This is a genomic window from uncultured Victivallis sp. (assembly GCA_944389935.1).
GTDB lineage: Bacteria > Verrucomicrobiota > Lentisphaeria > Victivallales > Victivallaceae > Victivallis.
The window spans coordinates 23,349-38,764 of sequence record CALXOE010000037.1 but is presented as its reverse complement, the minus strand read 5'-3'; the positions used below and the strand labels follow the sequence as shown (position 1 = coordinate 38,764).

Sequence of the window (15,416 nt, the reverse complement as noted above, 5' to 3'; positions counted from 1 at the left end):
GGAGAGACGCGCTCTTGCGAGCCGCTTTCTCTCCCCCGAACCCCTCTCTTGTTCCGCCGAGCGCCGGAATGGGTTGCAGGGAGGAGATTGGCTGATGGGATGTTTGATGGTTGTTTGGTACGGGGAGAGCCGCTTTCTCTCCCCCGAACCCCTCTCTTGACGGCCGGGCCGGGACGATGGAACGGACGCGACGTTGACTGGTTTCCTCCACGGGCATTTTCGGCAGAGTCAATGGATCTCGTTTCATGGCATCTTCCTTTCCGGTCAGGCGTTCAGACAGAATTCAACCAATTCGGCAACCGTGGTGCGAGCCAGGCACATGCGCGTGTCAGCCGCTCCATAATAGAGATAATAGGATCCGTCATCCATTTCGCAGCCTCCTCCGGTGAAAACCACGTTCGGAGTCTGGCCGACACATTCGTAAAGCTCTTCCGCCGCAAGCAGGAACGACTTCGGCGCGGCAATCACTTGCCACGGCTCGTCGGGATCAAGCAGACAGACCCCGAGATAATAGTTTTCCGTGGAGGCGGTCATCGCCGTGGCATGGTAGATTTCAAGCCATCCCTTCGGTGTACGGATCGGCACACAGCCCGCTCCCTGTTTCCAGGAACCCCAGTCGGTCGCGGGCTGCATGAGCGGCATCGACCGCCCCCAGAATTCCAGATCCGGCGACTCGCTGTACCAGATCGTGCCGCGTCCATCGATGTTCTGAGGCCGTTCCAGCCGCGCGTAACGACCGTTGATCTTTTCCGGGAACAGCACCGCATTGCGATTGGCCGGGACCGAATGGGAGACCGGCTCGAAATCGACAAAGTCGACGGTCCGGGCCAGATTGATGAGACTCCCCCAGGGATCGAGCCAGTTCGCATGGAACACATAGTAAACGTCTCCCATCCGGGTGATCCGCATGTCGAAACGGTGCGGCCGCGTCCCCATTCGATCCAGTTCCGTCAACGGATACCGGATCGACTCCGGATTCACCTCGAAATGAATCCCGTCCCGGCTGCGGGCAACGTGGAATCGCGTCTTGCGTTCGCGGGTTTCCACCCGGAGCAGCAGCAGCACATCTCCCTCGAACCGGGTCACTCCCGCATTCATCACCGTATAACAGTCGAACGGCATGGTCGATGGCGACAGAATCGGATTTTTCTCGTAACGGACCAGGGGACTTTTCATTTTCTTCTATCCGGTGTTAATCTTTATTTTTGTAACATCGATTTGCAAAAAAAATCATCAAATACGCGATGCCTCCCGAGGTGCGGCGAGCGACTCTCCCGGCGTGAATTCATTGTCGATCGTGATTGAAACGGGTTTGCATTCGCGATTCCGCAGTTGATTCTGCAGGGCGCTGACGGTTTGCGCAGCCAGCTCTTTCAAGTCGAACCAGACCCGGGCCAGGGCCGGGGTGCGGAAATCGAAAAGTTCCAGATTGTCGTAGGTGATGAGACTGAACTCTTCCGGGATTCGCCAGCCATGCTCCGTCAGGAAATCCGCAAGAAAAACTCCGGCGTACCCGTTCGGAGCAAAACAGGCGGTCGGCAGCGGTGAGACCCGGGTGAAATACTCCTCCAGCCGTTGACGGCGGGTTCGATCGTCTGCGTGCTGCTCATGCTGTTCGGAAAATTCGATGAGGTCCACCCGAGCTCCCGGCTGCAACGCCTGCAGTTCCGCGACAAAGCCGCCGTATCTCCTGCGAAACCCGAATTCCGCAAGATTGGCGAACACAACGGCATGGCGATGCCCGAGTTCGGCGAATCTGCGGGCGGCGCAGACTCCGCCCTTGTAATCATCCGGCCCGACCTGAGTGACGTCATCGACGCTGCCGAAGACGGAAATCAGCTGGAGTTCCGGATATCGGCTTTTGACGATTTCGAGTTGTTCCGGCCGCACCGGACCGAGCAGAATCAAACTGCCGCAGTTGTCCAGAACCGGGAATGCGGTTTCGACGTGAACGTTCAGATCGACCAGCTGCCCGCGCAGTCCCTCCGCCGTCAGCCGCCGCTGACACAGATAATGCAGCCGCATGTAGAAATTCTGAATGTTGTCGGAGAAGAGCTTGTCATCCCCGCAGTGAATCGCCACATTTCGCTCCCGCTCCTGGCGGGCGATGCGGGAGTTCGCCCGGAAGTCGTAACCGACCTCTTTCACTTTGGAGAGCACTCTCTCCCTGGTTTCCCGGCTGACCTTCGGGTGTCCGTTCAGCGCGCGGGTGATCGTCATGGCGCTGACCCCCAGTTCGGCGGCGATGGTCCTCACGGTCGGTTTGGTTCGACTGTTCACGGTAGATCTGAACCCTTGCGATGTTTACTTTTTTATTTGTAACCCTATGAAATTATACCAGATTTTACGGGAAAAGGCAATACCCCGGACGAAAAAAATTCGATTTTTTTCGTCCGGGGTATTTCAGTGTATGGGGGAGGGCGGAACCCCTCCCGGAATACATCGCAAATTATTTCAGATACATCGAGAAATCGATCTGATCCGGGTGAACGGTTCTGACGTTTCCGGCCAGCGTGACAATATTGATCATGACCCCGTGTCGCAGATCGAAGATCGTATCCGCTTTGCCGACGAGATAGTCGCGGTTGCAAATATCCGGCGGAGTCTCCCGCGAGCCGCTGTCCGTGTCCTTATTATGTCCCATGTCAGCGAGGAGGACAATCCGGGACGGCTGAATTGTCGGGCAGGAGGAGGTCGATTTCACATAACGGCGTGTATTTTCATTCGCGGGTTCGGAGACCGGTTTCTGCGGAGAGAGCTGGAACCACGCCGCCAGGCAGCCGAATCGATTGATCGAATAGCCCAGCGTATCGGATCCGGGATTCACGACGGCGGGGCAGCGCATGACTTTCGTTCGCCTGATTCCGCCGGTGTAATCCTCCCAGCTCTTGACGTCACCGGTCCAACCCAGGTAGTGGCGCAGTTTCTGGTGCCAGAGGTTTTGCTTGAATTCCACTCCCGGTTCATCCGCCTGGCCGATCGTATAATAGCCGTAATCGTTTGCGTACATTGCTTCGGCCGTGAAGAGCTGTTTCAGATTGTTGACGCACGCGATCGACTTCGCCCGCGCCCGCGCCTGATTCAAGGCCGGCAGCAGCATGGACGCGAGAATCGCGATGATCGCAATCACGACGAGGAGTTCGATGAGTGTGAAACGGCTATTCCGCCTCGTCCCGGTGAATGTTGCTGAGATCAGATATTTTTTCATGACGCCTCCTGAGTGTCGTTATCGTCCTGCCGGGGGCCGGACGGTCGTTTGAATGAATGGATAAAAACTCGGATTTTTTGCTTCGCCGATACCGGGGGCGATCTGCATCCAGCCGTCCCGGCCTGCTCCGTCGTTGTCGTTGACGAGCAGATTGAACTGGATTCCGTCGGCCAGCTGTCCGGCAGTTATGCCGATCCCCCTGAGCGGAATCGTGATGTCATAGATCGTGGCGGCATCGCGGCTCGAGACGGTCAGCCCGGTTTCGGGCGGAGTGAAGCCTGCGGGCATGATCCAGCAGTGTGTTCCGGGAGTCCCGTCGGTCAGCGCGGCGAATCCGAATTCCCAGTGCCCGTTCTGGCCCGGTACCGCGAGAGCCAGCTGAATCCCGTCTTCCATGAAGCTTGACGAGGCGCTCTGCGATTTGACCGGAACGTCGTCGGTCACTTCCACTTTGACCCGCAGTGCGTGATCGTCCGCGGCGAGGAATACTCTGACGCTCTGGTCCTCCGGACCGGACCAGACCCGGTGCGCCGTGTAGGGATTGTGCTCCATGAGACTCACGAGGTGCTCCCGCGAATCCAGCACGAATTGCGGTTCGGCAGGATAGGTGCTGTCGGCGATTCTCGTCGCAACATTGACCGGGATGGAGATGGACGACCACTCGCCGCCGTCCAGCCGTACCTGTAACTCCGGGCGGATCACCCCGCCGCGCAGCCGGTCGGAGAGCTCAATCGGCAGTCGGAGTTCCGCCGTTTTGTCTGCCGCGAGTGTGCAGCGGAATTCCATCCGGGACGCGGAAACCGTTTCCGGCAGAATCCAGCGCAGCTCAGCTTCAGCGGTTCTCGGGAGCGGATTGTACAGTTTCACCGGAATCTCGGTCGTCCGGCCCGGGATGGCGGTCACCCGGTCCCCCTGGAACGTCACGAGGCTGCGTCCGCGGCGCGGCGGCGTCGCCGCCCCTTTCAGCACGAGGTAGGCGGGGTGTGCCGGCTGCTGGACCGTCACCCGGCCGGCGGCGGTTCGCAGAGGTGTCCGGTTGCCGAAGAGGTCGACCAGTTCCGCCTCTTTCGCGTCGGTCAGGACGGTCAACGGCTCTTCAATCGTGAAGCGTCCGCTCTTCCATAACGTGACGATCTGGCCGTCGCTGCTCCGGAACCAGTGGGCGGTTGTCCGCCCGTTTTTGAGCAGGGTCCCGCCGAATCGCGCGTTTCCGAGCAGCAGATTCAGCGTATTGTACGCGGCGAAGCTCTCCTTGGGATACCAGTCATTTGTAATAAGTCCGTAGTTATGTTCGCAGTAGCCCGGCAGAAATCCGTCGTCGCGCATATCGAACCAGAGATAACCGCGCGCGCCGGTCGCCCAGGCGTGGACGATCTTGCAGACGACGTTGTCTGCCTGTTGCAGATAGTTGCCGTTGCTGACGTAGAAGCCGGTTTCCGTGAAGAAGATCGGTTTCGGAGAACGCAGCACTCTGCGCATCTGAGCCAGCGGCCCGGCCAGCACCCGCTCATACTCGGCAAAGTCGCCGTGCTGGTGATAGCCGTGATAGTCGAAGAACTCCTGACCCTCTTTCAGCACCCGCTCCTGAAAACCCGGTTTGGCGTTGGCGCCGAGATGGGCGAACCCGCCGGTGATGAGTCTGGCATCCGGATCGGTTTTGGCGAGTGCGCGATGGACTCGTTTCAGACACTCCAGATACTCTTCGACCGAGCTGCGCCAGAAGTCGAGATCAGGCTCGTTCCAGAATTCGTAGAATTGGATTTTTCCCTTGTAATGTTCCGCAAACGCCTCGACGAACGATTCGAGCGCGTCGGGATCGGGGGCGCTCTTGTTCCACTCGTTCCAGTCTTTCGCTTTTTTGACCAGTTCGGGTTTCGCCGCCCAGATCGGGGTATAGGCGACCATGAAGATGTGGCGCATGCCGTACCGGGCGTTCATGGCGATCAGGTTGTCGAGCAGATCGAAGCGGAATTTTCCGCGTTCGGGTTCGAGGGATTCCCAGGTGAATCCTGTACGCAGAAGTTTCGCCCCGATTGCGGACGCGGCCTGCGATTCAAGTTCGCATTCGCGTTTGCTCCAGTGCTGCTGGCGCATGTTCATTCCGATTGCGAACTCGGGATTTTCCGTCTGCGTCGGCCCCGCCGGAGTCAGGTAGGCGAAAGCCGGACGTGTGATGTGCGCCTCCCGTCCCATGGCGTTGCGGAGCGTCAGGCTGCATCGCCAGACGCCTCGCGGCGAATCGGCGGGCCAATCGAGTTTCCAGGCGGTTTTGCCGCCTGCGGGCAATTTGAATTCCCGCTCGAAACTGCGCTCGAGACCGGTCAGCGTGTAGAGCCTGAGATGCGCTGTGAATGCGTTGGTTTGCGGATAGAGATTGTGGAAATGAATCTGCAGTTTATCCTCCTCGCCGACCTTGAGGATGTTCATCGGAGTTCCGGTGTCGAGGCGGGTTTCGACCGCGTCGATGTCGCGCAGCGTTTCGCGCAGAACGCCGCGGCGGAAGATCAGTTCCGCTGGCTTCTGCGAGGGGAACTGCAGAATGACGAGATTCGAGAGATGAATCGGTTGATCGATTTTCCCGTCCTTGTTCTGCCCCCAGCTGCCTGCAATGTCATACCGCAGATCCCAGACGACCCGGTTTTTCCCGGGGCGGAGCGTCTTTTGTTTCAAGGAAAAATTTTCCCCCGAGGCGTCGATGATTTCGAGTGCGAGATTCGCTCCGGAGCCGTCGACGAGTTCAACGTCGAATCCGACCGCGTCCGGAGACCCCGGTGACTTCAGGTCGAACATCACCTCTTTGAGCCGGCCGATGACGGCATCTTTTCCCGGTTCCGGCAGGGTGCGGCTGCGGACGCGGAGCCCGTCCGGGAGCTGAGTGCATTCCAGTTCCCGGGTCGGATTCCAGCGGGCCGAGTCGTCAAACGTCACAAACGGCCGAATCACCCGGGCGCGGCCGTCGACAGTCGCGGCTTCCGGGCTCTTCAGCAGGATGTGCGCCGCCTTTTTCTCCGGGTACTGATGAAACTGAAGCGCTTCGAGCCGGACCGGAAAATCGACTTTCCCGTTCTTCTTTTCTCCCCAGGAACCGTTGAATTCCGTGGCGGGTCGCCAGCTGATTCGATTCGTGCCGGGTTTCAGCGGACGTTGCGGATAAGAAAAAAATTCCCCCTCGGCATCCTGCAGATAAAGTCCGAACGTCGCTCCACCGCCTCCGAGCAGTTCGGCGTCAAAGATGATTTCCTCAGGGGAACTGATGGTTTTGCCTGAACCCTTTTCGCGCAGCGTGTAGATGACCGGCGGCTTTCCCCACTCCGGGACGCCCGGGGAAAGCAGGTCGAGACCGTCGAATCCGGTGTTGAGCGACAGGTTCGGCGTTGAACTCCACGATTCGGACGAGTCGAATTTCCACATGAACGGTCCGGCACCGGCCGGGATTGCGGCTGAGGCCGCCAGAAGAATAAACAGCAGATTCCGAATCATCTTATCTCCTCTCTCAGGCCAGCTTCCGGCAAGCCCGGTTCAATGTTTCCCCCGGCCGCAGAACCGGCGAGAGCAGATGCTGCGGGTGCGCTCCGGAACGCCACTCCCGCAGGTTCTGGAACACTTTACGGCAGATTTCCGTCACCGGCTGTGCGATCGTCGTCAGTACCGGATGATTCTGCCGGCCCGCCGCAAGTCCGTCGAATCCGATGAGTGAAAGGTCGCTTCCCGCTTCGATTCCCGATTCGCGAAGCACTTCCATCGCCGCGAACGCTCCGCAGTCGGAGACGGCGAACAGTCCGTCCGGCAGCGGTTCTGATTTCAGGAAATCCCGCAGCTTTGTCCGGGTTTTCTCCTGACGGCTGTCCTCCACGTGAACTTCGCAGTCGATGATGACCGGTTTGATTCCAGACATCTCGGCGATTTCGAGAAATCCCTGAACTCGCTGCGAGATCTGTCGCAGCATCGGTTCGCACAGCAGAACCGCCAGTTCCCGGCAGCCGTTTTCGATCAGAGCCCGGGCCGCGAGCATGCCGCCGCGCCGGTTGTCGGTCGTGATGTTGCCGACGTTGATGTTCCCCAATTCGCAGTCGATTACAATAAGCGGGAGTTTGTCGTGTCGCCCCAGCTCTCCGAGTTGGCGCATCGAAAAGGGCTCTGTCGGCGGCAGATAGACCACTGCATCCCCCGGTTCTGCTGCAGAGGAGAGCCTTTCCAGAAACTCATCGTGTGTGCGCACCTGTACGTGTTCCACCCGACGCTGCATTCGTCGCGCCTCTTCCTTGATCTCCTGAATCAACCAGTCGGCGTAATTGAGATCAGGTTCTCCGAACAGTGGGGAGGAGAAAAGCCGCAGCCGCGGCCATGAAGCCTCCTCCAGAAGTCTTCCGGCCTCGGGTTGCAGATAGGTCCCGGAACCTTGGATTCGCCGGATGAACCCCTCCTGCTCGAGCTCTTTCATGACCAGCCGGACCGTCGCGTAACTTGCAAGGACTTCCGAGGCCAGCTTTTTCTCGGTCTGCATCTTGTGATTTCCCGCCGCAAGCTGCTCACGCATTCGCCCCAGAATGAACCGGCGCGTCTCTTCAAATAGACTTTTATTCATAAAGGAAGTATGTTAAAATGTTAAAAGTGCTAAATAGAATTTTGTTTTATTTAGCTATATTATGACACAAATCGATTCCAATGTCAAGAGGGAATCTCGATTTTTTTGAAAAAATCCGGCCCGACCAATTTGGGGTGAGGCGGAATGTTGACCTGAGCAGGTATCCGGCTGTTTGCGGCGGAGAACGCGATCTACCGGCGCACGACCGGGCCGGGTTTTTTCCGGACCGAGTAGCCGAAGTGTCCGATTGCGTCGCCGACCCGGTGGTAGTGGCCGTGGATATAGGCGGCGAGTCCGGCTTTTTCGAGTTCAAGCCGCCCGGAGGCGTTCACGAACTCTTCCGAGACCTGTACGGCGACGATTTCGGCGAGGAACAGCGTGTGACTCCCGAGTTCGACTGTCTGCGCGACTTTGCATTCGAGCCCGAGCGGGCACTCCGCGACGAGCGGCGCGGCGACCTGCGATCCCGGCAGCGGCGTGAGACGGGTCTCTTTGAACTTGTCATGATCGCGCCCCGAAACCACACCGCAGTAATCGACCGCCCGGATCTGCTCCACCGTCGGCAGATTCACGGTGAACTCTCCCGATTCCCGGATCAGATCGTAACTGTACCGCTCCGGGCGGATCGAGATCGACACCATCGGCGGCTTGCTGCAGACCGTTCCCGCCCAGGCGATGGTGATGAGATTGTATGAGTCCGGTCCCGTGCCGCAGCCGACGAGCACCGCCGGAACCGGGGCGAGCTGCGTGCTGCCCGGCCAGATGAGTTTCTTCATTTTCCCTCCAGTTCGATTCGTTTGGCTTCCAGCTCCTCCCAGCGGGCGTAGAGCCGGGCGGATTCAGAGCGGGCGGCTTCGAGTTCCGCCTGAAGTTCCGCACTGCTCGGGCCGTATTTCGCGAAGAAATCGGGATCGCCGAACAGCGCCTCGATCTCCGAGATCTTCTCCTCGACGGCGAGGATCGCGGATTCCATCCCCTCGAGTTCGCGCGCCTCCTTGTAAGAGAGTTTTTTCGGCGGAGCTTTCGGTTTCGCTGTTTCCGGGGCGCGGGCGGGTTTCTCCGGGGCGGCGGCCGCGGCTCTCCCGGCCTCGCGTTCGCGTCGTTTCTCCAGATAGTAGTCGTAATCCCCCGGCGTGTAGACGATCTCGCCGCCCGCTTCAAATCCGAGGATTCCGGAGCAGACCCGGTTCAGAAAGTAGCGGTCATGGCTGACCACGAGCACGCAGCCGCCATAGGAACCGAGCGCCTCTTCGAGCAGCCGCAGACTCGAAAGATCGAGATCGTTGGTCGGTTCGTCGAGGATCAGGAAGTTGCCGCCCTGTTTCAGAATTTTCGCGAGCATGAGTCGCGCCTTTTCGCCGCCGGAGAGGTGGCGGATCTGGGTGTTGATCCGCTCGTCCTCAAAGAGAAACCGCTTCAGATATCCCCAGATCGAGATCTTTTCACTGCCGAGCCAGACCGTGTCGACTCCCTCGCTGACCTCCTCTGCGACGGTTTTCTCCGGGTCGAGCGCGAGACGGGGCTGGTCGATGTAGTTGAATTCGACTGTCGGGGCGATCTTGACTTCGCCGCGGTCGGGCGGAAGCTGCCCGGTGATGATCCGCAGCAGCGTACTCTTGCCGATGCCGTTCGGGCCGACCATGCCGATATGCGTGCCGGGCTCGAATTCAAACGAGAAGTCGCGGATGATCGTGCGTCCGCCGAATGCGTGACTCACGCCGATCAGGTCGACGGTTTTGTTGCCGAGGCGCGATGGAGTCGGGATCAGCAGTTCCATCTCGCCGTCGCGGACGGGGGCGGAAATGGCGGCGATCTCCTCGAATTTTCTCATACGCCCGAGATTGCGCCGCAGCCGTGCTTTCGGCGAACGGCGCACCCATTCGATCTCGGAGCGCAGGAAGCTGCGGCGTTTCTGCTCGAGGATGTCTTCATTCGTTTCGCGTTCGGCTTTCATGGCGATGAACTCGGCGTAGCTGCCGGGGTACTCATAGAATTTGCCGTGACTCAATTCGACGATGCGGCTTGCGATCCGATCGAGGAAGTAGCGGTCATGGGTCACGAAGAGGCAGCTGCCTTTGTAATCCGCGAGAAAGTTCTCGATCCATTCGACGGTGGTCACATCGAGGTGGTTGGTCGGTTCGTCGAGCAGCAGCAGATCGGGTTCGGAAATGATCGCGCGCGCGAGAGCGACGCGTCGCATTTCGCCACCGGAGAGATGGGAGCAGACGCGCTCCGCGTCGGCGGCGAGGTTCAGTTTTTCGAGAACGGTGCCGAGTTTGGTTTCGAGATTCCAGCCGTCGTGGAGCATGAGTTCATGTTCCACGTGAGCGTGTTCCGGGGAGTTGACCGGGAGCGTCTCATAGCTCTTCTGAAGTCCGATCAGATAGCTGAGGCCGTCGGCGACGTTTTCGCGGATTGTGCGTTCATTGTCGAGCTCGAAATCCTGCGGCAGTTCTGCGACGCGCAGATTCCGGGCGCGCGTGATGTTTCCGGATCCCGGGAGTTCGCGGCCGGTGATGAGCCGCAGCAGTGTGGATTTGCCGCTGCCGTTGCGTCCGACGAGTGCGACGCGCTCGCCCGCGTTGATATGAAATTCGGCGCCGTCGTAGATCGTCTGCCGTCCGATGGTCAAATGGAGATCTTCCGCCGCCCACAATACTGTTTCCGCCATATTCCCGATTCCGAATGATTTTCCGTTCTGCATATCCGGGAACTATATACGCGCACAGCTTTCTTTGCAAGTCCCGAACCCCGGAAATCGGCTGGAAATCGCGGAAAAAAATAGCCGGGGAATGAGAGATTTCGTCCTAAGTTGTTCATGATTTTCCATAACTCGTTGATAGTGATATGAAAGAAAAAAATACAATATATTGTGAGAATTTCGCTTGAAATAACAATATAGTGTGGTATTCTATAAGAGTGGCAGGATGATTGCTGCCGGGGGGACGCTGGATTTCTTGGTCGGCGGTTCGAGGGTCGCCGTATTGTTTTACCTTAAATGATAAACGGAATTTGAAACGCAGGGAAAAGGGGGTAGGCATCTCATGAACAGCACCGAGTCCATCCGGAAAATGAAGAAGCGTGACGGCCGTATCGTGGATTTCGATCCGCAGCGGATCGCGATTGCCGCCGGAAAAGCTCTCAAAGCCGCGGGGATGGGCAGCGAAAAGGTCGCGCGCCACATTGCCGACGATGTCGTGCGCGAACTCATCGACAAGGGATATGACGAGGAGTTGATGATTCCCGATGTCGAGGTGATTCAGGACCTGGTTGAGCACGCATTTGTGAAGCGCGGATTGTCGCAGGCTGCGAAACTCTATATCCTCTACCGCGCGAATCATGCGAAGATCCGCGAAGCTAAAAAACTCATGATGGATGTACAGGAGCTTGTTTCAAGCTACCTCGGCCAGGAGGATTGGCGCGTCAATGAGAACTCGAATTCCGGATACTCCTATGCGAGTCTCCTCAATCATGTTTCCGGTTCGGTTATCGCGAATTACGCGCTTGCAAATATGTACCCGCCCGAGATCGCCGAGGCGCATACGAAAGGCGATTTTCATCTGCACGATCTCTCCTGCGGCATCGTCGGATACTGCGCGGGGTGGAGTCTGCGCGATCTTCTCGAGCGCGGATTCCAGGGGCGCGGCGGCCGCGCGTCGGCGGCTCCGGCCAGGCATTTCGATACGGCGACCGGGCAGATCGTGAACTTCCTCTCGACGCTGCAGACCGAGTGGGCGGGCGCGCAGGCGTTCAGTTCGTTCGATACTTTGCTCGCGCCGTTCGTGCGGCGGGACAAGCTCACCTATCAGCAGCTCAAACAGAATATTCAGCAGTTCGTGTTCGGACTCAATATCGCGAGCCGCTGGGGGCAGACGCCGTTCACGAACCTGACGTTCGACTGGGTCGTCCCCGAAGATCTGCGCGATACGCCGGTCATCATCGGCGGGCAGCCGCAGGAGGAGACCTACGGGGAATTCCAGGAGGAGATGGATCTCATCAACCGCGCGTTCCTCGAAGTCATGTCGCAGGGCGATCGCGACGGGCGGATCTTCACGTTCCCGATTCCGACCTACAACGTGACGAAAGATTTCAACTGGACCAGCGACAATGCGCGGCTGCTCTTCGAGGTGACGGGCAAATACGGTCTGCCGTACTTCCAGAACTTCATCAACAGTGACTTGAAGCCCGGCGACGTGCGCAGCATGTGCTGCCGTCTGCAGATGGATATGCGCGAGCTGCGGAACAAGACCGGCGGTCTCTTCGGCGCGGGCGAACAGACCGGTTCGATCGGTGTGGTGACGATCAACATGCCGCGGATCGGCTACCTCGCGAAAGACAAGGAGGGTTTCTACCGCCGTCTCGATTATCTGATGCGCCTGGCGATGGAGTCGCTCGAGATCAAGCGCAAGGTCGTGCAGAAACACCTCGAGGGGGATCTGCTGCCCTATACGAAGACGTATCTGCCGAATCTTGAGCACCACTTCAGCACGATCGGGCTGGTCGGGATGAACGAGTGCTGTCTGAACTTCCTCGGCTGCTCGATCTGCGACCCCGAGGGGGCGGAGTTCGCCCGCGAGGTGCTCGTGCACATGGCAGAGAAGATCAAGGACTTCCAGGAGGAGACGGGGCACATCTACAATCTTGAGGCGACGCCTGCGGAGGGGACGAGCTTCCGGCTCGCGCGGCTCGACCGCAAATATTATCCGGAGATCATCTGCGCGGGGACCGACAATCCCTATTACACGAATTCGACGCAGCTGCCGGTGGGTTACACGTCGGACCTCTTTGAGGCGCTCGATCTGCAGGCTCCGCTGCAGCAGCTTTACACGGGCGGAACGGTGTTCCATGCGTTCATCGGCGAAAAGATCGATGATCCGGAGCTGGTTGCGTCGCTCGTGAAGCGGATCGCGACGAATTACCGGATTCCGTATTTCACGCTGACCCCGTCGTTCAGCATCTGCCCGGTGCACGGGTATGTGCCGGGCGAGCACTCGGAGTGTCCGCTGGAAGTTTGAATCAATTTGAGACCCCAACTTTAACAGGAGGAAACATCATGGCCAAGTGTGGAGAGAAAACCGAAGTCTACAGCCGCGTCTGCGGGTATTTCCGTCCGGTGAGCAACTGGAACAAAGGCAAGAAAGAAGAGTTCAAGGACCGCAAGACGTTCGACGTCGTCTCGAAGTAAGCTGCGGCGCGGCACGGGGGCTGTCCGGCCCCCGTGTCTTTTTTTGTCATGAGAGGGGGAGACCCCGGTTTGTGGAGAAAAGTATGGATTTCCGTGGACTTGTCAAATTTACACTGGTCGATTATCCGGGGAAGATCGGCTGCATTGTGTTTTCGGGCGGATGCAATCTGCGCTGTCCCTTTTGTCACAATCCCTGTCTGGTACTGGATCCCACCAGTCAGCCGCGCGTGACGGAGCAGGAGTTCTTTCACTTTCTGGAGCGGCGGAAAGGGTTGCTTGAGGGAGTGGTTTTTTCGGGCGGAGAGCCGCTGCTGCAGCCCGATGCGCCGGAGATCGTCGGCCGGGTGCGTGCGATGGGATATTGTGCGAAGATCGACACGAACGGGACGCTGCCCGAGCGGGTCGAGGCATTGCTGGCGAGTGCCGGGGCGGATGCTTTCGGCATCGACTGCAAGGCGCCGAAAGAACGCTACCGCCAGCTGACCGGCAGCCGCGATCCGGAGGTGGCGGCGAAGGTCTATCGCAGCATTGCGCTGGCTCTGGCGTCCGGAGCGGAACTCGACATCCGCACGACTGTTCACAAAGCGCTGCTCGACGAGGCCGCGCTCGGCGTGATGTACGAGGAACTCAAGGCCGCCGGAGTGAAACAGTGGACGTTGCAGCAGTATCATCCGGTCGAAGTGATCGATGATGAACTCTCGTCGAAAGAGACCTTTTCCGATGCGGAACTCGTGCACATTGCGCGTCGCTTCGGTCCCGAGGTCCGGGTGCGTGGTTTGACCGGACGGATCATCGACGCTGCATAAATTGCCCTTTTTTTGGAAAAATACGAGATTTTCCTGCGGTGCAGGCTTGACATTTGCCGTTTTGATGATTCATTACTGCCGTATGCGACCGATATGAAGTTGCTGGACTAGAATGAAAAAATGACAAGAGGAAATCAGCCCGATGAAGTATTACACCGAAGATCACGAATGGGTCGAGATAACCGGCGAAGAAGCGACGGTCGGCATCTCCGAGTATGCGGCGGATGAGCTGGGGGAAATCACCTATGTGGAGCTCCCTGAGGAGGAGGATGATTTCATCATCGGCGACCGTCTCGGGGAAGTCGAATCGGTGAAGGCTTCTTCCGACATCTACTCCCCGATCAGCGGGACGGTCTCGCAGGTCAATGAGGCTCTGGCTGACGAGCCGGGCCTCATCAACGACTCCCCGGAGGAGAAAGGATGGCTCTGCCGGCTCGTGAATTTCGACAGTTCCGAGCTGGACGACATGATGAACGAGGATGCGTATCAGAAATATTTGCGCAAACTGCGCAAGTGAATTTTTCCGTAAGACGCGCCGGGCCGGAGATGAGGAATGCATTTCCGGCCCGTTTTTTCTTCCGCCGTTATTCGCTCAATGCGGTTTCCCCGTCGGCAGGACCGGTTTTTCCTGGCGCCCGCGGACGAACTGGTTCGGATCGTTTGAGAGCGTCTGCGAAAACTCCTGAAGTTGTTTGAGCGTGTTGTCGATCCGCGTGAGGGTCATCTCCAGCCGGAGTTTCAGGTCGGCGGCCTCGCTCCCCAGGGCGGCGCTGCCGGCTTCGGCTTTTTTGATCGCTTCGGAAGCGTCCGTGAGGAATGTGTTGAGGTTGATTACGACATCGCGCAGTTCCGAGCTGTCGCCGAATTTTCGCAGGGAAATGATTCCGGCATCGAGATTGTCGATGGCGCGGTCGAGTTTCCGGACGTTCTCTTCCGAGAGGGCGGTCTGAAGTCTTTGGCTGGAAGTTTCCAGATTGTTGCAGATCCGGTTGATGCTGTTGAACGTGTTTTTGAGTTCCCCTTTTTCGAGCAGGTCGCTCATATTGTCGAGCGTGCCATTGAGTTTATCTGCGAGTTGAATGAAGTTGACTTTCTCGAGTTCGTCGAGCATTCGGCTGATGTTCTGAATCGCGTTTCCGATGTGGGAGGGGCGCGACGGGATGTAGATGATGCCGTCCTCGGGGTGGACGTCGAGGTGCGGCACCGCCGGCGGCAGCGAGTCGCTGGTCGAGAGTTCGAGGTAGGCGCCGCCCATGATGCCGGCGGCGTTGATGAAACAGCTCAGACTCTTCTGCTGCATAACGGTCGCGATGTTCGTGCCGACCGTGCCGGGCGGGAGGTCGTCGTCCTGCTCGACTGCGGAGGGGAAGATGTCGAAATAGACGGCGATGTAGCCGTCTTTCTGGCGCATGGTCATGGCGGTGATCTTGCCGACCGGGAGTCCGAGATACTTGACCGGAGAGCCGACGGCAAGACCCTCCACCGAGGTGTTGAGCACGGTCATCGCCCGATAACGTGGCTCAAAGAGTTTCGTGATTCCGATCGAGACGAAACCGATAATGAGGAGCGTGATCGAAATCAGCAGAAATCCTCCGAGTTTCAGTCGATTTGCTTCGTTCATGATGATAGATC

General features: G+C 58.4%; 13 protein-coding genes. 4 read left to right on the top strand and 9 right to left on the bottom strand.

Annotation, left to right across the window (positions count from 1 at the left end):
- From Q0J85_RS11225 to Q0J85_RS11190, 8 genes are all read right to left on the bottom strand, one after another.
- Positions 1-247 (bottom strand): hypothetical protein (locus tag Q0J85_RS11225; protein ID WP_294481509.1); only part of this gene is annotated, 247 nt, incomplete at its 3' end.
- A gap of 17 nt (positions 248-264) precedes the next feature.
- Complete coding sequence (locus Q0J85_RS11220) at positions 265-1,176, bottom strand: glycoside hydrolase family 130 protein (protein ID WP_294481506.1); 912 nt, start codon at positions 1,174-1,176, stop codon at positions 265-267.
- A 57-nt stretch (positions 1,177-1,233) separates the two neighbouring features.
- Positions 1,234-2,280 (bottom strand): LacI family DNA-binding transcriptional regulator, encoded by a 1,047-nt coding sequence (locus Q0J85_RS11215; protein WP_294481504.1) that lies wholly within the window; start codon positions 2,278-2,280, stop codon positions 1,234-1,236.
- Positions 2,281-2,449: 169 nt separating this feature from the next.
- Positions 2,450-3,208, bottom strand: coding sequence for a type II secretion system protein (locus Q0J85_RS11210; RefSeq protein WP_294481502.1), 759 nt, complete (start codon positions 3,206-3,208; stop codon positions 2,450-2,452).
- Between the two features lie 18 nt (positions 3,209-3,226).
- A complete protein-coding gene (locus tag Q0J85_RS11205) occupies positions 3,227-6,688 on the bottom strand; it encodes a beta-galactosidase (protein WP_294481499.1) in 3,462 nt (1,153 codons plus the stop codon).
- Between the two features lie 13 nt (positions 6,689-6,701).
- On the bottom strand, positions 6,702-7,793 hold the full coding sequence (locus tag Q0J85_RS11200; RefSeq protein WP_294481495.1) for a substrate-binding domain-containing protein: 1,092 nt from the start codon (positions 7,791-7,793) through the stop codon (positions 6,702-6,704).
- Between the two features lie 191 nt (positions 7,794-7,984).
- The gene (locus Q0J85_RS11195; RefSeq protein WP_294481494.1) at positions 7,985-8,569 is read right to left on the bottom strand and encodes a flavin reductase family protein; all 585 of its coding nucleotides are present in this window, start codon (positions 8,567-8,569) and stop codon (positions 7,985-7,987) included.
- Complete coding sequence (locus tag Q0J85_RS11190; protein ID WP_294481491.1) at positions 8,566-10,464, bottom strand: ABC-F family ATP-binding cassette domain-containing protein; 1,899 nt, start codon at positions 10,462-10,464, stop codon at positions 8,566-8,568. The genes Q0J85_RS11195 and Q0J85_RS11190 overlap by 4 nt, the downstream gene beginning before the upstream one ends.
- 373 nt (positions 10,465-10,837) lie before the next feature.
- On the opposite strand from Q0J85_RS11190, the gene Q0J85_RS11185 reads away from it, so the two are divergent.
- From Q0J85_RS11185 to gcvH, 4 genes are all read left to right on the top strand, one after another.
- Positions 10,838-12,808, top strand: a complete 1,971-nt coding sequence (locus Q0J85_RS11185; protein WP_294481490.1) for a ribonucleoside triphosphate reductase — start codon at positions 10,838-10,840, stop codon at positions 12,806-12,808.
- A 38-nt stretch (positions 12,809-12,846) separates the two neighbouring features.
- Positions 12,847-12,978, top strand: coding sequence for an anaerobic ribonucleoside-triphosphate reductase (gene nrdD / locus Q0J85_RS11180; RefSeq protein WP_294481488.1), 132 nt, complete (start codon positions 12,847-12,849; stop codon positions 12,976-12,978).
- A gap of 83 nt (positions 12,979-13,061) precedes the next feature.
- Complete coding sequence (locus Q0J85_RS11175) at positions 13,062-13,784, top strand: anaerobic ribonucleoside-triphosphate reductase activating protein (protein WP_294481485.1); 723 nt, start codon at positions 13,062-13,064, stop codon at positions 13,782-13,784.
- 142 nt (positions 13,785-13,926) lie between these two features.
- Entirely contained in the window at positions 13,927-14,301 is a 375-nt protein-coding gene (gene gcvH, locus Q0J85_RS11170; protein ID WP_294481482.1) for a glycine cleavage system protein GcvH, read from the top strand.
- A gap of 75 nt (positions 14,302-14,376) precedes the next feature.
- Here gcvH and Q0J85_RS11165 read toward each other — a convergent pair whose 3' ends face one another.
- Positions 14,377-15,405 (bottom strand): MlaD family protein, encoded by a 1,029-nt coding sequence (locus Q0J85_RS11165; protein WP_294481479.1) that lies wholly within the window; start codon positions 15,403-15,405, stop codon positions 14,377-14,379.
- Positions 15,406-15,416 lie beyond the last annotated feature (11 nt).